The organism is Pedobacter insulae, from assembly GCF_900113525.1.
Lineage (GTDB): Bacteria > Bacteroidota > Bacteroidia > Sphingobacteriales > Sphingobacteriaceae > Pedobacter > Pedobacter insulae.
Genome location: NZ_FOPP01000003.1, coordinates 433,372 through 454,626, shown reverse-complemented (window position 1 = coordinate 454,626; position 21,255 = coordinate 433,372). Strand labels below are relative to the sequence as shown.

The 21,255-nt window shown below is 37.1% G+C and carries 19 protein-coding genes; 9 read left to right on the top strand and 10 right to left on the bottom strand.

What is annotated here, in order from left to right; translation table 11 throughout:
* Positions 1-28 precede the first annotated feature (28 nt).
* From BM207_RS07245 to BM207_RS07215, 7 genes are read right to left on the bottom strand one after another with little or no spacing between them, the layout of a single operon-like run.
* On the bottom strand, positions 29-928 hold the full coding sequence (locus BM207_RS07245; RefSeq protein WP_090992899.1) for a nucleotidyltransferase family protein: 900 nt from the start codon (positions 926-928) through the stop codon (positions 29-31).
* A 30-nt stretch (positions 929-958) separates the two neighbouring features.
* Positions 959-2,530, bottom strand: coding sequence for a helicase HerA-like domain-containing protein (locus BM207_RS07240; protein ID WP_090992898.1), 1,572 nt, complete (start codon positions 2,528-2,530; stop codon positions 959-961).
* Between the two features lie 43 nt (positions 2,531-2,573).
* Entirely contained in the window at positions 2,574-3,023 is a 450-nt protein-coding gene (locus BM207_RS07235; protein ID WP_090992897.1) for a DUF2059 domain-containing protein, read from the bottom strand.
* Positions 3,024-3,062: 39 nt separating this feature from the next.
* Positions 3,063-4,181 carry a M42 family metallopeptidase gene (locus tag BM207_RS07230; RefSeq protein WP_090992896.1) on the bottom strand — a complete coding sequence of 373 codons (1,119 nt, stop codon included), beginning with the start codon at positions 4,179-4,181 and terminating at the stop codon, positions 3,063-3,065.
* Between the two features lie 12 nt (positions 4,182-4,193).
* Positions 4,194-4,610 (bottom strand): GNAT family N-acetyltransferase, encoded by a 417-nt coding sequence (locus tag BM207_RS07225; RefSeq protein WP_090992895.1) that lies wholly within the window; start codon positions 4,608-4,610, stop codon positions 4,194-4,196.
* A gap of 33 nt (positions 4,611-4,643) precedes the next feature.
* On the bottom strand, positions 4,644-6,185 hold the full coding sequence (locus BM207_RS07220; protein WP_090992894.1) for an acyl-CoA carboxylase subunit beta: 1,542 nt from the start codon (positions 6,183-6,185) through the stop codon (positions 4,644-4,646).
* A gap of 30 nt (positions 6,186-6,215) precedes the next feature.
* On the bottom strand, positions 6,216-7,454 hold the full coding sequence (locus BM207_RS07215) for a porin (protein WP_090992893.1): 1,239 nt from the start codon (positions 7,452-7,454) through the stop codon (positions 6,216-6,218).
* Between the two features lie 191 nt (positions 7,455-7,645).
* Between BM207_RS07215 and BM207_RS07210 the strand changes: the two genes are divergently transcribed.
* From BM207_RS07210 to BM207_RS07200, 3 genes are all read left to right on the top strand, one after another.
* On the top strand, positions 7,646-7,984 hold the full coding sequence (locus BM207_RS07210; protein ID WP_090992892.1) for a hypothetical protein: 339 nt from the start codon (positions 7,646-7,648) through the stop codon (positions 7,982-7,984).
* Positions 7,985-8,157: 173 nt separating this feature from the next.
* Complete coding sequence (locus BM207_RS07205; RefSeq protein ID WP_090992891.1) at positions 8,158-9,762, top strand: SulP family inorganic anion transporter; 1,605 nt, start codon at positions 8,158-8,160, stop codon at positions 9,760-9,762.
* Between the two features lie 4 nt (positions 9,763-9,766).
* Positions 9,767-10,423, top strand: coding sequence for a carbonic anhydrase (locus BM207_RS07200; protein ID WP_090992890.1), 657 nt, complete (start codon positions 9,767-9,769; stop codon positions 10,421-10,423).
* A gap of 66 nt (positions 10,424-10,489) precedes the next feature.
* Here BM207_RS07200 and pruA read toward each other — a convergent pair whose 3' ends face one another.
* Positions 10,490-12,124 (bottom strand): L-glutamate gamma-semialdehyde dehydrogenase, encoded by a 1,635-nt coding sequence (gene pruA, locus BM207_RS07195; protein ID WP_090992889.1) that lies wholly within the window; start codon positions 12,122-12,124, stop codon positions 10,490-10,492.
* Between the two features lie 96 nt (positions 12,125-12,220).
* On the opposite strand from pruA, the gene lpxK reads away from it, so the two are divergent.
* The 3 genes from lpxK to BM207_RS07180 are packed head-to-tail and all read left to right on the top strand — an operon-like array spanning position 12,221 to position 16,084.
* Positions 12,221-13,273 (top strand): tetraacyldisaccharide 4'-kinase, encoded by a 1,053-nt coding sequence (lpxK, locus tag BM207_RS07190; protein ID WP_090992888.1) that lies wholly within the window; start codon positions 12,221-12,223, stop codon positions 13,271-13,273.
* On the top strand, positions 13,245-14,060 hold the full coding sequence (locus BM207_RS07185; RefSeq protein ID WP_090992887.1) for a purine-nucleoside phosphorylase: 816 nt from the start codon (positions 13,245-13,247) through the stop codon (positions 14,058-14,060). The genes lpxK and BM207_RS07185 overlap by 29 nt, the downstream gene beginning before the upstream one ends.
* Positions 14,060-16,084 (top strand): putative porin, encoded by a 2,025-nt coding sequence (locus BM207_RS07180; RefSeq protein WP_090992886.1) that lies wholly within the window; start codon positions 14,060-14,062, stop codon positions 16,082-16,084. The genes BM207_RS07185 and BM207_RS07180 overlap by 1 nt, the downstream gene beginning before the upstream one ends.
* A 3-nt stretch (positions 16,085-16,087) precedes the next feature.
* Here BM207_RS07180 and BM207_RS07175 read toward each other — a convergent pair whose 3' ends face one another.
* Positions 16,088-17,350, bottom strand: a complete 1,263-nt coding sequence (locus BM207_RS07175) for an asparagine synthetase B (protein WP_090992972.1) — start codon at positions 17,348-17,350, stop codon at positions 16,088-16,090.
* A 228-nt stretch (positions 17,351-17,578) separates the two neighbouring features.
* Here BM207_RS07175 and BM207_RS07170 point away from each other — a divergent pair, with 228 nt between their 5' ends.
* Together BM207_RS07170 and BM207_RS07165 are read left to right on the top strand one after the other, a co-directional pair.
* On the top strand, positions 17,579-18,040 hold the full coding sequence (locus BM207_RS07170; protein ID WP_090992885.1) for a peptidylprolyl isomerase: 462 nt from the start codon (positions 17,579-17,581) through the stop codon (positions 18,038-18,040).
* A gap of 64 nt (positions 18,041-18,104) precedes the next feature.
* Entirely contained in the window at positions 18,105-18,644 is a 540-nt protein-coding gene (locus BM207_RS07165) for a DUF5606 family protein (protein ID WP_090992884.1), read from the top strand.
* Positions 18,645-18,871: 227 nt separating this feature from the next.
* Here BM207_RS07165 and rlmH read toward each other — a convergent pair whose 3' ends face one another.
* Positions 18,872-19,345 carry a 23S rRNA (pseudouridine(1915)-N(3))-methyltransferase RlmH gene (gene rlmH, locus BM207_RS07160; protein WP_090992883.1) on the bottom strand — a complete coding sequence of 158 codons (474 nt, stop codon included), beginning with the start codon at positions 19,343-19,345 and terminating at the stop codon, positions 18,872-18,874.
* Between the two features lie 51 nt (positions 19,346-19,396).
* Here rlmH and BM207_RS07155 point away from each other — a divergent pair, with 51 nt between their 5' ends.
* A complete protein-coding gene (locus BM207_RS07155; protein WP_090992882.1) occupies positions 19,397-21,214 on the top strand; it encodes a MutS-related protein in 1,818 nt (605 codons plus the stop codon).
* Positions 21,215-21,255: the final 41 nt, after the last annotated feature.

The following is a 21,255-nucleotide window of genomic DNA, read 5'->3' as shown; positions in this document are numbered from 1 at the left end:
CCGATGTTAATCGGGACATTTTTTTTTGTTATGCCCATAAATTCTCTGGGTAAGCACCATCTTTGATCAATTGATCAATAGATGCCTGTACAACTGGTTTATCTTCTTTATAGGTAACTCCAAACCACTTATTATCGGTTGGAATACTCTTGAAATCAGCAATGTTATTTTTAATTAAATATTCGCCCACTAAAGGAATGAAGAATTCTGCTTTAGGATTGTGTTTATTTGCTTCTGCAAATTTAACAAACTGCTCTTCTGTAGTTTTAAAAACTGAGGGAGTAAAGCCCCAAAAATTCATAGAAACTGGGTTTTCGAAATCCAATGGGTATTCTTCGCCATTTTCCTTATAAACGATTGCATCACCTTTAGCATATATTTCTGTCCGCTCATTGATTTCAGTAATGTTTCCGGCAGCGTCTACATTACAAACTCCACGAGATACTGCTCCAAAGTCAGATAACGTTTTGCCGATCTTATAACCTATGATAGCAAATTGACTATCCGTAATTTCATTAGTTAAGAAATCGCTCATTTTTTTAAAAGCATCATAACCATAAAAATCATCAGCATTGATAATGCAGAATGGTTCTTTTACTGCGTTTCTACCGGCTAACATCGCATGAGCGGTACCCCATGGTTTTTCTCTGTAAATATCTTCTTGGATGCCATATTGTTTAAGGTCGAAATTTTGAAATACATAGTCAGTTTCAATTTTTCCTTTCAGTTTTGAATCAAAGATGTTTTTAAAACTATCCACAAATTCTTCTTTAATAATGAATACAACTTTGCCAAAACCAGCTTTAATTGCATCATATATTGAATAATCGATAATAGTTTCGCCATTGGGGCCAAAGCCATCTATTTGTTTCATGCTTCCATAACGACTAGCCATACCAGCGGCTAGAATAAGTAGAGTAGGTTTCATATAATTTTTTTAATAATTCAAAGGTAGGGTTTAAAAGCCAAAAATACCACCACTTCTTGAGCGTGGTTTTTTGCCCGTTAACATTCCAAAGAGACCACGCACAATTTCTTTTCCAATTTGCCTGGTAATTGTAGCGCCCATTACTTGTTCTACAATTGATTTTTCTCCCGCCCTTGGTCTCTGTTTTGCTTCAGCGTTCTTTTGTTCTTCTTGCGCAGCTTTTACTTCATTGTCCTCCGCCATTTTTTGATTAATCCGATCGGTAAGCATCTCGAAAGCGCTAACTGGATCAATTACTTCTTGATACTTCGTGAAGATAGGACTTGTTTGCATCAGCTTTTCACAATCTGACACAGCCATGGGCCCCATAACAGCTTTTGGTGGGGTTAACATGGTAGCTGCCACTTCGGTGGGAATACCTTTTTCGTTTAATACTGTTATAAGTGCTTGACCCGTGCCTAATCCGGTAAGTATTTTATCAATCTCATAAAAATCTGATTTGGGATAAGTATTTACTGTTTTTCTTAAGGCATCAACATCATTGGGCGTAAATGCACGTAATGCATGCTGAACGCGATTACCAAGTTGAGCTAGAACGGTTTCAGGGATGTCCATAGGGGATTGGGTACAAAAGAAGACCCCTATTCCTTTCGATCTAATGAGTCGGATGATCGTGTTTACCTGTTCTAGAAATGCCTTTGGTGCATCGTTAAAAAGCAAATGGGCTTCATCAAAAAAGAATACCAGTTTTGGTTTGTCCAAATCTCCGGCTTCAGGCATTGCTTGATAAATTTCAGCTAGCAAACTTAGCAGAAATGTAGAATAGAGCACAGGTTGATTTTGGACATCGGCAATATTTAACAAGCTAATTACTCCTTTGCCATCGATGCGATTAAAAAGGTCCTCAATATCGAAAGATTTTTCACCAAATAAATTGGCTAAGCCTTGCTGCTCAATCGTGACAATTTTCCGTAAAATAGTGCTTGAAGTGGAGGTCGAGATTGAACCGTAGCTACTTTTTATTTCTGCTGCGCCGGCACCCTCTGATAAATAACCTAATAGTTTTTTAAGGTCGTTTAAATCAACAATGGGCATTTTGTTGTCATCGGCATACTTAAATATAACCGATAATACACCTGTTTGAGTGTCATTTAATTCAAGAATTTTGGCTAACAAAACAGGTCCGAACTCAGTTACCGTAGCACGCATTTGAGCGCCAGATTTCCCGCTTAAAGAATAAAGTTCAATAGGATAGCCGCTTGGTGTAAAGGGCTTATTCAATTGCTTAGAACGGTCTTCTATCTTAGGATTTGTTGATCCCGCCTGATAAAGACCCGAGAGATCGCCTTTTACATCGAGCATAAACACAGGAACATTGGCATCTGATAATTGTTCGGCAAGTAACTGTAAAGTCCTAGTTTTTCCGGTTCCTGTTGCTCCTGCGATTAGGCCATGTCGGTTCATCATCCTCAAGGGCAGATTGATTTCGGCTGCTGCCAAAACTTCGCCATTTAAAATCCCTGCTCCTAAGTAAATAGAGGCACCCGTAGGTGCATAAGATGATTTTATTTTTTCGGTGAATAAAACTTTTTGATCGCTCATAGCTGTATGTTTTATGCTTTAATTTAAGAAAGAGTACTCAGCATTAATTGTATTTCTTTTTTAATTCTTCAGACATTTCCTTAGCAATTTTCATTCCCCATTGCTGGCCAACCATCATAGATTCTTGTGTGATGAGTGGTGTTTTTTCAGCAAATTTTTTCCCTACCGGCGATTGATAAAAAGCAATCATTTGATTTATTTCCGATAAGGTGAGATGTTTTTTATAGATAGGGACTAATTTGTCTATTAAGTCGGCAATAGAGCTCTGTGTGAATTTGGTATTCATTTTATCTAGGAATTCCTTTGGCACATTTGAGTTTTGTTTGCCCATCATGTCAATCATTTGGCTAATAGCTACCTTATAGGTTTTATCGCTACCGGATACAAGGATCATTTTTTGGATTGCTTTCTTATATTCGACATCCTTTTGCTGTGCAAAAGTTGTTACTACTGATAAACAAGTGAATGCAAGCAGGATTAGGCTTTTTTTCATAAATTTTGTTTGAATAAATATCAATTATTAAGTCGGCTGCTATGAAAATTCTCTAAAATCTTGCTCCGCTTTAATGTTTAGTAAACTCTCATAAATTAAACTAATAACATTATCAACATCTTCCTTGTGCACCATTTCTACTGTAGTGTGCATATAACGTAGGGGAAGGGAGATTAATGCCGACGGAACACCCCCATTTGAATAAGCGAAGGCGTCGGTATCTGTGCCGGTAGATCTTGATGATGCTTGACGCTGAAAAGGGATGTCATTTTTTTCTGCGACCTTGATCAATAGTTTATTCAAGTTGGTTTGCACCGCTGGCGCATAAGAAACAACTGGCCCCTTACCGCATGCCAGATCACCCTGTGTAATTTTGCTGATCATAGGGGTTGTCGTGTCGTGCGTAACGTCGGTTACAATAGCCACATTCGGCTTGATCCTTTGCGCAATCATCTCTGCACCGCGCAGACCTATCTCTTCTTGAACGGAGTTTACAATATATAATCCGAATGGTAATTTCTTCTTATTTTCTTTTAGTAACCTAGCTACTTCCGCAATCATAAAACCACCAGCGCGGTTGTCGAGCGCACGACCAACATAATAACGATCGTTTAATACCATAAATTCATCTTCATAGGTGATTACACAACCCACATGTATCCCTAATTTTTCTACTTCTTCTTTTGTTGTACAGCCGCAATCTAAAAAGATGTTTTTCAACTGCGGAGCTTCTTCTTTTTCACCGTGACGGGTGTGGATAGCCGGCCAACCAAAAACTGCTTTTACGGTACCTTTTTCTGTATGAATATTCACACGTTTTGATGGAGCTATCTGATGATCTGATCCTCCGTTGCGGATCACATAAATTAAGCCGTCACTCGTAATGTAATTTACATACCAAGAAATTTCGTCAGCATGTGCTTCAATCACAACTTTATAACTTGCTTTTGGGTTAATTACGCCCACTGCGGTGCCATAATTATCAATAAAACTTTCGTCGATATATGGTTTCAGATAGTCTAACCAGAGTTTTTGCCCTTCCCACTCATATCCAGTTGGAGCAGGATTATTTATATATTTTTCGAAAAACTGTAATGACTTTTTAGTTACTACAGGAATGTGTTTTTTCTTGTTTTCTTCTTCTTTCTTCTTTGCCATTGTTATATATGATTACCCATATTGTATTACTAATTCCATTCTCACAAAATCGAAACCTGCAGCTGAATAGGTTTGATTAGTTTGATGGAAACCAAATTTAGTATAAAATTCTGTTGAATTTACCCTTGCATTGCACCAAAGTTTTGTCAGTTTTTGCACTTTACAGAAATCGATTAAATAGGTCATCAATTGTGAGCCTAAACCTTGGTGTTGTGCTTCGGGCAATATGGCAAGTTTTCGAAACTGCCCAATTCCATCCTCCATAAAAAGTGAAACTACTCCTGTTAATTCATAATCGACATAAATACCAAAATGGATGCCATCGAAATCATGCTCAAGCTTTACAAAATCATAAGGTTGGTGAGGATACATGGTGACGTGCCGAATGCGCCATGTTAGTGAGGGGAATATTTGCTCTATAACTGCCATTTTAAAGTATCGAGTATTAAGACTTGAATAGGTCTATAAAGGGATATTTCCATGTTTCTTTCTCGGCATATTTACAACCTTATTTTCGAGCATTTTGAAGGCTTTGATCAATTTTGCTCTTGTTTGAGCAGGTTCAATTACTTCGTCAATAAATCCGCGTTCAGCGGCCCGGTAAGGATTGGCAAAAATGTCGGAGTATAATTTCTCTTTTTCAATCCATTTTTCTTCGGGATTTTCGGCACCTGTAATTTCTCTTTTAAAAATAATCTCGGCAGCTCCCTTTGCACCCATCACAGCAATTTCAGCGCTTGGCCAAGCGTAGTTCATGTCGGCACCAATATGCTTCGAATTCATTACATCATAGGCACCACCATAAGCTTTTCGAGTAATTACGGTAATGCGAGGAACAGTTGCTTCACTAAAGGCATATAATAGCTTAGCACCATTCGTGATGATGCCATTCCATTCCTGATCGGTACCTGGCAAAAAGCCCGGTACATCTTCAAAGACTAATAAAGGAATATTAAAGCAATCGCAAAATCGAACAAATCTAGCTGCTTTTGTTGACGAGTTGCTGTCAAGTACACCCGCTAAAAAGGCAGGTTGATTGGCGACTATACCAATGCTTCTGCCAGCCAATCTTGCAAAACCAACAACGATGTTCTCTGCATAGGCAGCATGCACTTCTAAAAAGCTTTCTGGGTCAGCGACTGTGTTGATGATTTCTCGAATGTCATACGGTTGGGACGCATTTTGAGGCATTAAATCATTAAGGTATGGCCGACTTTCATCGGATGCCTCATAAGGTAAACTGCAAGGAGTTTCTTCGCAGTTCTGGGGCATATAACTCAATAATTTTTTAACATGATTGATGGCCTCAAGTTCATTTGCGCAGGCAAAATGGGTAACGCCAGATTTGCTCGCATGTGTATTTGCACCACCTAATTCTTCGGAGGTTACTATTTCGTGAGTTACAGTTTTGACTACATTTGGACCCGTTACAAACATGTAAGAGGTGTTTTCTACCATTAAAATAAAATCGGTAATAGCAGGAGAGTAAACAGCTCCACCGGCACAGGGCCCCATAATAGCCGATAGCTGTGGAATTACGCCTGAGGCCTGCACATTGCGATAAAATATATCGGCATAACCTCCCAATGAAACAACACCTTCTTGAATACGAGCCCCACCACTATCATTTAGCCCAATTAAAGGGGCACCATTTTTCATGGCCATCTCCATAATTTTGCAAATTTTCTCTGCATGTGTTTCCGATAGTGAACCTCCAAAAACAGTGAAATCTTGAGAAAAAATATAAGTTAACCGCCCATTAATAGTACCGTAACCAGTTACTACGCCATCTCCTAAATATTTTTCGCGCTCCATTCCGAAGTCAGTACTCCGGTGAGTAACCATCATCCCGATTTCTTCAAAACTACCATCATCCATTAGAAAATGAATTCGCTCTCGTGCGGTTAATTTACCTTTTTTATGCTGACTCTCAATTCTCGCGTTACCGCCGCCTAAGTTGGCTTCTTTAATCTTGCTTTGGAGTATTTCTATTTTATTCTTCATAGGATAGGTCAAAGGTTCTAAAAGTAAACATTACCATCTGTATTGCAAACGTGTGGTAAATACATCATCATTTAAATCACTCGTAATAGCGGCAAGCTGCGTAGGTTTATTTGTGACGTGTTCATTATAAATAGTTAGCTTAAGTCTAGCATTGATGGAACAGGTTAAGCCATAACCTAATGTGCTAAATTTGATGTCACCGGCTGTGGTATTGTTTGCCGCAAATCCAATTTGTGTTTCCTCAACATCCACATTCGGGTCGTATACGTCGTATCCGAGTATTGCTTTAAATCTTGTCCGTGCTATTTGTTGAGTGAACCAAAAGTAGTAACCCTTAAAATTTCGCAAATATAAATCGCCAGTGGGCTGAGTACTGAAACTTGTGCTGGCAGCTGGCCCCGTTGTGTTAGCCGATGAGCCCACTCCTGGCTGCTTCCCATAAATATACTCCGTTTTGAAAGTAGTTTCACCAAAAGAATTGTGGTATTCAAGTTGAAAATTCACACCGTAATAGTCCCTTCTAACTTTACTGTTTTCATTATTTGGCGAACTGTTCTTCTCAAACCCTCCTTCATTTGGTTCGAAATACGTTTGGGTATTGCTACGTACAGTTCCTTTGTAAAAGGATCCGCCGAAACCAATATGTAGTTTTTGATGAGCTAGGCTATCGAATTTGAAATTTAAGTTCCCAATTAAATCTTTGCCAGAATCGTAATCCTTCGCACTTAGTCCGCTACCGTTTACCATAGCTAAATCCAGACTTAAAAATTTGGCAACTTTTTTCGGATTAAAACTAATCATTGCCCCTAAATCTCGTTCTCGGGGCATCAACGTTTGAAAAACTCTAGCCCGTTCCGGGAAATCTCTATATCCTGAAGAGTATACAATAGAATAGCCAAAAGGTCTATTAAACAGGCCTGCTGTAAAACGAAATGAGGGTAAGGTAGGTGCGTGAAACTGAATGAAGGCATCCATTAACCTCACTCCGTCCTGTGTGCCATCTAATTGGAAAACGATACTTGAAAATTTATCTACACGATCTATTTTTAATCTGCCACGCCTAATCATAAATCTTTGATCGGAGTTTTTGTCAAAATTTCCACCAGACCACGAAGAAATGCCCGCTGATTGAGCTTTCTGGAACTGAGCTTGGAGGTAACCGGTTATTTTTATATCATGTTCATCATATGATGATGGTGCATTATTGTTTTGTCCACATACAAAAAACGGAAATAGTGCAAATAAAATGGGCAAAATCTGTTTCGTCATAATAAGTTGGTTAAAGGATGCCAAAATACAGTTAATCCCTTGCTTTTTTGTAATAGATTTTCAATTTCAACCCATGCGACACTTTATTTGTAAAAGTTTTGTATAAAAATGCTTTTTTCTTCCTTAAAAATTTGGTGCTTTCAATATTTTGGAGGTATTTTTGAAAACATCAATACAATTATAACGAATAGATGTTGCTAAGCAAATACCGTATACTTATAGTACTTACCTTCTTGGGTATCTTTACTGCAAAGATGGTAATTTCTGGGGCACCTGTATTTTTTGCTCATTTGGACAAAGATCTCATGAGCGCTGTGATTATGCAGCTTGAAACTGAGAATAACTCGGATGACCCTGGAAAGTCAAACGTCAAATTTGGCGAGCAAAAATTGATGTTTCAACGGTTTGACGTAAATTATATTCCCCAGTTGATTACACAAGGAATTAAAAATAGCTTCATAGATCATTCGCGGCGATATGTTGATCCTTATCACCCATCTGTACCAACACCCCCACCAAACTTTTCTTAATTTTTTGATAGCCAACAGTTTTTGCAGGATAAATTCTGCAATATAATGTGGTATTTTAAAAATGGCTGTGATTTATAATGCGCAAGTGCGTTGCTGCATAGCTAATTGCATATGGCAGGTAAGTAAAAGTTATCTTTATCTACGTGTGATTTATTAAATTTTAAAGAAAGTTTATGAAAAGTGAAAATTCGCAAGCTCCAAGCTTCGATGTGAAGAAATATTTATTGAAAAAAAATTTAAAGCGCGATTTACCCTCTAGCATTGTAGTGTTTTTAGTTGCGTTGCCGCTGTGTTTGGGAATTGCCCTAGCTTCGGGCGCGCCCCTATTTGCCGGGCTTATTGCAGGTATTGTTGGGGGGATAGTTACTGGCTCTTTAAGTGGTTCGCAGTTAAGCGTTAGTGGTCCGGCGGCTGGATTAACCGTTATTGTTTTAGGGGCGATTACCTCATTGGGTGATTACCGAATCTTTTTACTTGCTTTGGTTTTGGCGGGTGTTCTTCAATTGGTGCTCGGCCTGATTAAGGCCGGCACTATTGGGAATTATTTTCCCTCCAGTGTGATCCAGGGAATGCTCGCAGCAATCGGATTAATTTTAATATTAAAGCAACTCCCTCACGCTTTAGGGGTTGATAGTGACTTCTTAGGTGATGAACAATTTTTCCAGAGCGACAATCAAAATACCTTTTCTGCTATTGGCAATGCGCTAAATCAGTTTAGTCTTGCTGCTGTTTTAATTAGCGTATTGGCCGTATTAATTCTTTTATTTTGGCCAAAAATTAAAACACTAAATGTGGTTCCAGCCCCCTTAATAGTGGTAGCACTTGGGATCACGCTGAGTCTTGCTTTTCAGGGAACTCCATATGCGTTAAAGGCAGAGCAAATGGTGGCGATTCCTGTTGTTAGTGGCTTTGATGGGTTTATCGGGCTGTTTAGTATGCCAGATTTTACCGCAATTGGCAATAAACAAGTTTGGATTGTTGCAGGTACTATTGCAATTGTAGCTAGTTTGGAAACGCTTTTAGGGATCGAAGCAGTTGATAAAATTGATCCAATAAAGCGAGTAACTCCAACCAATAGAGAGTTAATAGCCCAGGGGATTGGAAACATGGCGAGTGGTATGATTGGCGGATTGCCAATGACATCGGTTATTGTTAGAAGTTCAGCGAATGTTGGCGCTGGTGCCAGAACTAAAATGTCAACTATTTTTCATGGAATTTTACTGCTGCTATCATTGGTATTAATTCCAACCCTGATTAACATGATCCCGTTGGCTTGTTTAGCTGCGATACTTTTGGTTACAGGTTATAAACTTACTAGAGTATCCTTGTTTAAAGATATGTATCATAAAGGTTGGGATCAATTTATTCCGTTTGTTTTAACCGTAGTGGCCGTAGTACTAACCGATTTATTAAAAGGTGTAGCCGTGGGTATGGTATTTTCAATCTTTTACTTACTTCGCACCAACATGCGCAATCCATACTTTTATAAAGTACAGGAAGAAGGTAATAAGAAGAATATTAGAATTAAACTAGCAGAGGAGGTTTCGTTCTTAAATAAGGCAGCCATACAGGTGCTTTTAACTGGAATTCCCAATGAAACCAATGTAATTATAGATGGTTCGAATGCTCGATATATAGATCCAGACGTTTTAGAAACTATTTTTAATTACAAACATAATGCTTATACCAAAGGCATTATTGTAACTTTAGAGCATGTTAAAAATCATTATACCGTGCCTAAATTAAATAATAAGATTGTAGAAGAAATTAATAATTAAAATTATGTGCGCAAAAACAATAGAAACAAAAGACATAACATACGACGGCCTATTACAGGGCAATATTGATTGGGTGGAGGATATGAAGAAAACTGACCCAGGTTATTTTGATAAATTATCTGCAGGGCAAAACCCGCCGGTTTTATGGATCGGGTGTTCAGACAGCCGCGTGCCAGCAAATCAAATTACTAATACCTTACCTGGTGACATCTTTGTTCATAGAAATATTGCGAACGTTGTTGTTCATACCGATATGAATATGTTAAGCGTGTTAGATTATTCGGTAAATGTTTTAAAAGTAAAACATGTGATAGTGTGTGGGCACTACGGTTGTGGTGGAGTTAATGCTGCATTAGGAAATAAACAAGTAGGAATTATTGACAATTGGCTTAGAAATATTAGAGATGTTTATCGCATGCATGAAAGAGAGATGCAAACGATGAAAGATCCAGAGCAGAAATCAAATCGTTTGGTTGAATTAAACGCAATTGAAGGCGCGGCTAATGTAATGAATACCTCTATTGTACAAAATGCATGGGCTAATGGGCAAGAGCTTTCGGTGCATGCTTGGGTTTACAGTTTAAAGACAGGATTAATTAAGGACTTAAAAGTAACCAGTACAAGTGTAGCGGACGTTTCTCCCGCTTTTAAGGTGAGTTAAGTTCGCTTGAGCATCAATAAAAAAGTCCAGGCAATTTTTGCCTGGACTTTTTTGTTGTATAATGTTTTAATCATTTCCTAAAAAAGGATACCTATAATCTTTAGGTGGATCAAATGTTTCTTTGATAGTGCGTGGAGAAACCCAACGTAGCAAATTAATCATCGAACCCGCTTTATCATTTGTACCACTACCTCTGGCACCTCCAAATGGTTGCTGTCCTACAACTGCTCCTGTACATTTATCATTAATATAAAAGTTGCCAGCAGCGTTTCTTAAACGATGTGTAGCTTTTTCAATTGCATAACGATCTTGACTAATAACTGCACCGGTTAAAGCATAGATTGAAGTGGTGTCAATAACATCTAAGATTTTATCAAAGTCCTTATCATCGTAAACATATACTGATAGTACGGGTCCAAATAATTCCTCACACATAGTGGTATATTTAGGATCGTCGACAACCAATACGGTTGGCTCAATGAAATAGCCTTTGCTATTGTCGTAATTTCCGCCTGCAATAATTTCAACTCCCTTATCTGTTTTTGCGGTTTCAATGTACTTGGTTAGGCTGTTGAAAGATTTCTCGTCAATTACGGCATTGATGAAATTTCCAAAGTCTTCAGTTCCACCCATTTTAAAGGTTGCCAGATCGCGTAGCATATATTCCTTTACCTTTGGCCAAATGCTTTTTGCAATGTACGTTCTGGACGCTGCCGAGCATTTTTGGCCTTGGTATTCAAAAGCACCACGTATAATTGCGGTACTAGATGTTTCTGGATCTGCCGAACCATGGATTAGGATGAAATCTTTACCTCCCGTTTCTCCAACAATCCGAGGATAGGTTTTGAATTTATGGATGTTATTCCCTATTGTCTTCCAAATATCCTGAAACACACCAGTAGAACCTGTAAAATGAATACCGGCAAAATCAGGATGAGAGAAAATTACGTCGCCAGCATCGGGGCCAGATACATAAACCAAATTAATTACTCCATCAGGTAGGCCAGCTTCTCTGAAAATCTGCATTAAAACATTTGCTGCATAAATTTGCGTATTAGCAGGTTTCCAAACAACTACATTTCCCATCATTGCTACAGAAGTAGGTAAATTTCCGGCGATTGCGGTAAAGTTGAATGGTGTTAGGGCAAATACAAAACCCTCTAAAGGGCGTTGTTCAAGCCTATTCCAACTTCCTTTTGGAGATACTGGCGGTTGCTGTTTATAGATTTCTGACATGTAACTTACATTAAAACGCAAGAAATCTATCAACTCGCACGCAGAATCAATTTCGGCTTGATAAGCGTTTTTGCTTTGACCTAACATCGTCGCAGCATTTAATTTATAACGATATGGTCCAGCGATTAGGTCAGCGGCTTTTAAGAAGATTGCAGCGCGATGTTCCCATGCTAAATTTTCCCAATCTGCCTTTGCGGCTAAAGCAGCATCGATGGCTTGGGTTACATGATTTTTATTTCCTTTACTAAAGTTAGCCAACACATGCTGATGATCATGGGGAGGTGTAACTTTGCCTTTCTGTTCTGTAAACACTTCTTCACTTCCAATATACATTGGAATATCAATTACTGTAGCACGCGCATCAGCTAATGCAGCTTTTAATAATTCTCTTTCTTTACTTCCAGGTGCATAACCTAAAATAGGCTCGTTGATAGGGGTTGGTACGTTGAAAAATCCTTTAAGCATAGTATAATTTTAATTTCTGCAAATATAAGGACTTTCTAGTGTCTGAGGATAAAATTATAGGATTTATAGGATTATCCTTAGATTTGATTGCTTTATATGATTAATATCTTACGCTATTTGCTATTCCCCATTTCCATATTCTATGGAATAATAACCTTGTTAAGGAATAAATTATATGATTGGGGCATTTTCAAATCTACAAAATTTGATCTTCCGATAATTTGTATTGGTAATTTAGCGATTGGTGGCGCGGGTAAAACACCAACAACAGAGTATTTGGTAAAACTTTTAACGGAATATAAGATTGCGATATTAAGCAGAGGTTATGGTCGTAAAACAAAAGGGTTCATCGTAGCCAATGAAAATGCCACTTCTCAAACCATCGGTGATGAACCTATGCAATATTATCATAAATTTAAGCAGGTTACCGTTGCTGTGTGTGAAGACCGTGTACACGGAATAAATAGATTAAAAGATGATCATGATCTAATTCTTTTAGATGATGCATATCAACATAGAGCGGTAAAAGCAGGGTTTAACATTTTATTATTTGAATTCGATAAATTATTAAAATGGCAGTTCTTATTGCCCATGGGTAATTTACGTGAGGCATTTTCAAATTATAATCGTGCAAATGCAGTGTTGGTTACAAAAAGTCCCGTTCCTGTTAATATTGTTGATCAAATTAATATCCGTAAAAAAATAGACCTAACAATTGAGCAGAAAATTTCCTTTTCATCTATAAAGTACGGTCAGTTAATCAGCTTGTTCGCTAAAGAAATCGGTGCTGAAATAAATGGAAAAGTAGTCTTTCTACTTACCGGAATAGCCAATCCTAAACCTTTGTTGATGTATTTAAATGCGTTATCGGGAAGCATCATAAAGTTTGAATATCCAGATCATCACAAGTTTACAAAAGCGAATATAGAGGATTTGGTAAGCGCCTTTAATGAGCATCCATCGAAAGAAAAAATCATCATCACAACAGAAAAGGATAGTAAACGTTTATTAGATGATAATTTAAAAGATTTACTATTAGATTTGCCTATATTTTATCTGCCAATTGAGATAGAATTGGCGACTAAAGATAAATTTACCTTTGATAAAAATATATTAGATTATGTTGCACACGCTAAAAGAATCAGTTGAATACTTAAAACGCAAAATAGGTGATTTTGAACCTGAAGTTGGGATTGTATTAGGTACTGGCCTTGGCGGTTTGGTTAAGGATATTAAAGTAGCATATAGCATCATGTATTCGAGCATACCACATTTTCCGATTTCCACCTTGGAGTTTCATTCTGGAAAATTGATTTTTGGAGAATTAGCAGGAAAGAACGTGGTGGCAATGCAAGGCAGGCTACATTATTACGAAGGATATTCCATGCAACAAATAACCTTCCCCATTCGAGTTTTAAAATCAATAGGAATTCGGCATTTATTTGTTTCGAATGCGGCAGGATCTTTAAACCCAGATTTTAAGAAAGGCGATTTGATGATCCTTAACGATCATATTAATTTGCAACCTGAGAGTCCTTTAAGAGGTATTAACGACTCAGATTTAGGTCCTCGTTTTCCGGATATGAGTGAACCTTATAATCGAAAGTTAATTGCCAATGGGTTAGAAATTGCAAAAAATGAAGGTATCGCTTGCCACGAAGGTGTATATGTCGCTGTAACCGGTCCCAATTTGGAAACAAAGGCAGAGTATAAATATTTAAGAATTATTGGTGGAGACGCTGTGGGAATGAGCACTGTTCCCGAAGTTATTGTAGCCAATCATATGGGTTTACCGGTTTTTGCGATTTCCGTATTAACGGATGAAGGATTTCCGGAAATACTTTCTCCTTTTAGTTTAGAAGAAATATTAGAAACTGCAGCAGAGGCTGAGCCTAAAATGACGAGCATCCTAAGCAAATTAATCTCCTCGTTGTAATGTATAGAATCATCATATTATTTACTTTTTTTAGTTTGTTTTTTTGTGGTTCAAATGCTGCATTTTCACAAGATTTAAAAACAACGATCAATGCAAATAAAAAACAGCAGGATTCGATAAGGAAAGCACTAGATGGAGAAAAAGATTCTGTTGTTTTTACCGCTAAGTATGTTAGATACACAACTTTAAAACTCACAAAGGATAGTATTCAAACAATTCCACTCGATACAAGTCTTGTTGGCATTCAAAATTTTAGCCCTTTATTCCAGCCCCGAAACCCCACAGTTGGTACTGGAAATTTAGGTTTAGCCGCTACATCGCTCTTATTTAATCCACACAAAACAATTGGGTTCGATGCAGGATTTCACTCATTTGATTATTATGTATTAAACCATGATGATGTTAAGTTCTATAAGGCTCGTTCACCCTTTACAAGTTTGTATTATGTAAGTGGTGGGGAAAAGGAACAGATGTTGAAGCTCACACATTCGCAGAATATCAAGAAAAATTGGAATTTTGGTGCGAATTTTAATCGGATCGGAGCAAATGGGGTTTATTCCCGCCAGCGTGGAGATCATTTGAATGCGGCAATTTTTACCTGGTATGAATCTCCTAATAATAGATATAACCTTTGGGTTGATGGAGTTTTTAATACCTTGAAGGCACAAGAAAACGGTTCGATTGTCAATACTAATATTTTTGAACCTAACGGTAACAGATTGGTTGACAAGCTTGCAGAATCGGTTCGGTTGTATACAGCAAAGCAGCTTTGGAGAAAAAATGCTTTTTTGATGAAGCAAAGCTATTTTGTTGGTAGAATAGACAGTACCGGTAAGAGCAGTGCTCAGAATATTTTACCAACCAATAAAATTTCACACACTTTTATTTTTGATAATAGCTCGTATTCCTTTAAAAAGGATCAGGTAGAAGAAAATTCATCTGCTGTGTTACCTGTAGAAACAGCTTATGATCCAGCGTTTACAAACGACTCTACCAATGTAAAGCATATACAAAATGAATTCATCTACAGTTTTTTTTTAAGAGCGAAAGGAAGTTCTGTTATTAAGAATGAGCTAAAAATCGATGCAGGAATTCGCCATGATTTTTATAATTATGAGCAATACAATGTGAGAAAAAGCGGTGAAAATGATTATTTTGACCGGTTTAGCTTCCAAAATGTTACCTTACTAGGTGTGTTAGGATATCGTTTTAGCAACCGGATTAATCTTGATTTGAATGTGCAGCAAATTTTTCAAGGTAGAAACATTGGCGATTTTTTATATGAGGCAAAAAGTAAGCTGTTGTTTAGTGAAAAAGCGGGTAGAATTGTAATGGGTGCCTATCTGCAAAATAAATCGCCTGAACAAATTTTTACCGAATATAAAGGAAATCATTACCAATGGGCACCACAGGATAACAATTTTGACCGGACTAAAATTGCTAACTTTACTTTCAGTTACCTTAACGATGTGTTGAAATTGGATGCAAGTGCAGCTTATTATCTCGTTAATAACTACCTCTATTTTAAAGAGGATCCCAGTAAGGCAAAGGCGATCATTCCGGCGCAGGAGTCTTCCGCAATTAATTTACTGAAAGTTAGTGTAGGCAAGAGATTTGTATTCCGAAGCTATCATCTTGATGCCTATGTGGTTTATCAGAAGACCGATAGCAAGGATTTATTAAGAACGCCAGAAGTTTATACGTTTAACAGTTTATATAAGGATCAAACCTTTTTTAAAGTTTTGAAAACGCAAATAGGATTTGATGTAAGGTATAATACAACCTATACCTCTTTGTCCTATTCTCCAGCAGCGAGTCAGTTTTATAACACTACTTCTCCTACATTCGGATCAAAACCAGTTATTGATATTTGGGTAAAGGCGGGTTTACGTAGGGCGAATTTATTTGTGAAATACGATTACATCAATCAGAAGCTCTTTTCAAATGGGTTCTATACCGTAAATGATTATCCTATGCAAGACAAGTTGTTGAAGTTTGGTGTAAGCTGGAATTTCTATGACTAGCGACTAGGTTTTCTGCGGTTTTTTCTTCGCTGCCGGGAACAGCACGTTATTTAAGATTAGCCGATATCCCGGAGAGTTTGGATGCAAACTTAAGTCTGTTGGAGGATCGCTTACTTGATGCTGATAATCTTCAGGGTCATGACCCCCATAAAAAGAGAACTGTCCTTTTCCAATTTCACCATGCAAATAACGCACTTCTGCACCACCTTTATTTTCACCCAATACGGTGACGCTTGGTTTGATCAAAGACTTTTTAAAGGCAGTTGTTTGTCCCATAAAACCCTTAATTACCTTGTCGTGATTTTGAGTAAGCATTGTGGGGACCAAATCCCATTTTGCAGAAAAGTCAAACAGGGTGAAAAAGTCATTTCCCTCATTAAAGTTTCGAGACTGGGTGGCGTCAATGTCTGAAAATTCATACTTCTCTGCATTCATCTCCAATTTAAAGTCTTTGAAAGCGACAGCTGCATTGTAATTTAATTTACTTTGAGCATCTTGATCTGTGCCATCACCATCAAACATACTTTCGCAAATATCTAGGCCTTCTGCGGCTAATGCGATGTCGAAACTGTCTGTTCCAGAACACATTGCGAACAAAAATCCTCCTCCTGAACAGAATTCTTTGATACGCTTAGCTACAGAAAGCTTCATTTGGGAAACTTTTTGGAAACCATTTCGTTTCGCTGCGGCTTCTTGATATTTTACATCTTCTTGATACCATGTAGCATTTCTAAATGACGACCAAAATCGCCCATATTGACCAGTAAAATCTTCGTGATGTAAATGCAGCCAATCATAAACTGATAATTTATCTTTTAAAATTTCATCATCATATATAATATCGTATGGAATTTCTGCATAGGTAAGTACAAGCGTCACTGCATCATCCCATGGTAATTTACTTTTTGGAGAATAAACTGCGATCTTGGGTGTTTTCTCCAATTTCACCATTTCCATATTCACATCGGGATTGTTAATTTCATTTAGAATGCCATTTACTTTTCCATCTGCGATAATCTCGTAAGACACACCTCTTATTTTGCATTCATCTTCAACAGTTTTCATGTATTTGATCAAAAAACTGCCTCCGCGGTAATTTAATAACCAATTAACTTCAGCTTGCTGCGTGATGCTCCAATAAGCAATCCCGTATGCCTTCAAATGATTTTTCTGGGTCTCATCCATATAAATTAAAATAGATGATGCCTTTGTGCAGAAGGAGAGCAATGTTAATAGGAGAAAAAACTTGATTTTTTTTGAGGTCATACTTTGGAAATCCCTAACGAATGTAATTTTTTTACGGGTCATTATAAAATTAAACTGCTTTTAAAACGTTAAAATACATTATTTGATATTGATTTTATTTTCTTGGCAGTATTTATGCATGAATTGTGGTGCTAATCGTTTCTATTTGCTAAATTTGGCGCTCGCAAACCCCTTTGAGTTTGCGCGTATAATACATTGATAAATTATATATAGCAAGGAAAATATACTATGAGTAAAGCAATAATTAAAACAGAGAAGGGCAATATGACAGTTGAGTTTTATGAAAATGATGCTCCAAAAGCTGTTGCCAATTTTAAAAAATTAGCAGGAGAAGGCTTTTATGATGGAATTTCTTTTCATCGCGTAATCCCTAACTTTATGATACAGGGTGGCTGCCCAAATTCTAAAGATCCAGCAAAGGCGCACTTAGCTGGCACTGGAGGTCCAGGTTACAAAATTGACTGTGAATTGGATGGAGAAAACCAATTCCATGATCGTGGTGTACTATCAATGGCCCACGCAGGGAGAAATACGGGTGGATCTCAATTCTTTATTTGCCATAGTAGAGCAAATACAGCACACTTAGACCGCAATCACACCTGCTTTGGCAAGGTTGTTGAAAATGTTGATTTGGTGGATGACATCAGACAAGGAGATAAAATTTTATCAATTGAAGTTATAGAAGATTAAATGCACAAAGCGCTTTGGGTGAAGCGTTTAAAGCGCCAAACACAAGACGTCAAACTATTTACATATGAATTTAAGAGGAATTGTAGCTGTATCTGGAAGGCCAGGTTTATTTAAACTTATTGGCCAGAATAAAGCAGGTTATGTTTTAGAAAGTTTAGATGCGCAAAAACTAAAGATTGTTGCTAATTTATCGACAACAAAGTTGGCTTCATTAGAAGACATCACAATTTATGGTGAGAATCAAGAAATAAAGTTAATTGATGTGCTTACTAAAATTGGAGGGCATAAAAGTGTGCCAGATGCAAAGATTGATGGCAATGCATTGAAAACTTTTTTTGAAGAAGTTGCTCCTGATTACGACAAAGAAAAGGTATATACTTCAGATATGAAGAAAATTGTAGGATGGTATAATTTATTAAAGGATTTACCATTGTTTACAGAAACTGCTCCTAATTTAGAAGAGGAATCTGGAGGGATTACTGAAGACAAAGTTGATTTGAAACCAAAAGCAACCGCGAAGGCAAAACCAACAAACTCTAAAGCACCAACAGCAAAGTCAGCGCCTGCCAAAAAAGCAAGTATGACTAGCAAGAAAGGTGTTTAATGTTCAATTAGCTAATTAGTAAATTTTGCTAATTAGCTAATTAATTAAATACCACAATACAAATAAGATGATGAGCGTAACGGTGATCGTAATGTTCATGATTCTTTTCTCCTTAGACGTGTCTGTTCTAAATCGATATTTTCTTTTGTAATTATTCGGTAACATCGTAACTCCTTTTAAATAATGATGACAAGACTGGGCAATTTCCATAATGGATTCGCTGTGTTTTATGCATGGTGATAAGGTTCGTTTTTCAAAATCGTAAAAGCACGATATAATTGTTCAACAAAAAATAACCTTACCATTTGGTGAGAAAATGTCATTTCAGATAATGAGACAGTCGCATTTGCCCGTTTATAAAGACTTTCATCGAAACCATATGGTCCGCCAATTATAAAGATTAAATGTTGGACACTCCCTATCATTTGCTTGTTTAAATAGTTTGCAAATAAAACAGAGCTATACTTTTTGCCTTTTTCGTCCATTAAAACAATAACATCGCCATTGTTAATTTGTTTAAATATAACTTCAGCTTCTTTGTTTTTTTGCTGCGCTTCAGTTAAATTTTTGGTGTTTTTAATGTCGGGGATAATTACTAAATTAAAATTGATATAATGTTTTAGTCGGTTAAGATACTTCTCAATTCCCTCTATTAAATATTTGTCCTCAGTTTTGCCAACGGCGATTAACGAAATCTTCATGTTATTCTATCTTGAGCATTTTCTATCTTTACCCTTTATTTTTCAAAGATAATGTTTAAAACCGAGCAAGAAATACAAACGAATTACGAAATCTTAATTGATGAGTTCGAAAACAAAATAAAAGTCGTTAAAGCGAAGATAGATAGGTTTTCTTTTTTAAGGGTGGCGTTATTACTCGCTGAAGTATTGGTGTTTGTAGTATTTGTGAGTGTTACTAATGAGCTGGTCATATTAATCGCTGGGTTTTGCTTATTGCTGCCGATTATCATTTTCATCGCTGTGGTGAAAAAGCAACAGGTACTGGAGAAGGAAGAAGCCTACTTAAAAAATTTATTGTGGGTTTATCAAAATGAGGTAGCTGTTAGCACTGGAAATGGAAATGGTTATGATGAGGGTACATCCTTTGAGGATGATAGTCATCCTTATCTCGCTGATCTAGATGTTTTTGGGAAATCTTCTCTATTTGCATTAATTAACCGTTGTGCAACCTATGAGGGTATAGAGAAATTATCAAATCATCTTAGCCAGGAAAACAATAAAGTAGCAATTTTGGAACGGCAGGTTGCGGTTCGAGAAATTTTTAGTGAAATTGAAAGCACTTTCGGTTTTAGAGCTAATCTAAAAATGCATAGAACCAATAAAATTGCAGAAATTAAATATAAATTAAAAGAGCAACTTGCTAAACAATTGAAGTTTACACAAGGGCGGTTTTTGAAGTTGTATGTTAAAATAACTCCGGTTGTAACCATAACGTTGTTTCTGGCAGCCGTGGTGGTAGGTGGAAAACTTTGGAGCGTGCTATCGCTGTTAGTGTTAGTGAATGCGGCGGTTACCTTTTATTACATGAAGCGTATCAATATGCTTTATTATGGCTTTAGCGGAAGTGCGGCGTTGTTGAACGATTATGGGACTGCAATAGCATGGACTGAAGAAAGGGAATGGAAAAGTGATTATATCATAGCTTTATTTGACTCTAAAGAGAAAGTAAGCTTACAGATAAAGAAATTAGCTAAAATTATACAAGCGTTTGATGTAAGGCTAAATATTTTACTTTCAGCCGTATTGAATTTTTTCTTTTTATGGGATTTAAGATGCTGCATTAAAATTGATCAATGGCACCAAACTGCAGCTTCAAAAGTAGAAAATGGTTTAGATCGCATTGGTTCCTTTGAAGAATTGATCTCGATCGCAACTTTGACGTTCAACCATCCAACTTGGACATTCCCTGAGATTGTTGATGATTTTTCATTTTCGTCCACCTTTATGGGCCATCCACTTATCCCACCGCCTAAGAGGATTGATAACCATTTTGAGTTTATGGGACAGCCGACTGTTGATATTATTACCGGTTCTAATATGGCTGGTAAAAGTACGTTTCTACGCACAATTGGTGTTAATATGGTGCTTGCTTATTTGGGCGCCCCTGTTTGCGCCAGTAAGATGACGCTCTCTATTTTTAGGCTCTTAACGTATATGAGGATCAAAGATTCGCTGCATGAGCGTACGTCTACATTTAAGGCAGAGTTAAATAGATTGAAAATGATACTAACCCAAGTCGCGCTACATGAAAATTCACTGGTTTTAATTGATGAAATGTTAAGGGGGACCAATAGTAAAGATAAGTTGATGGGTTCGAAAGTTTTTATTGAGCGATTAATTGATTTGCACAGGCCAACTCTTTTTGCTACGCATGATCTTCAACTATCTGAATTAAAAGATATTTATGATGCGGCTGTCCGTAATTTCCATTTTGATATACAGATAAATAATGGAGAGATGGATTTTGATTATAAATTGAAGGATGGCCCTTGTACTATTTTTAATGCTGCAATCTTGTTGAAAGAAATTGGCTTGTCGCTAGATAATTAGTAATCAGTTAACTTTAAGTTCACATTCCTTTTTCACTTTAG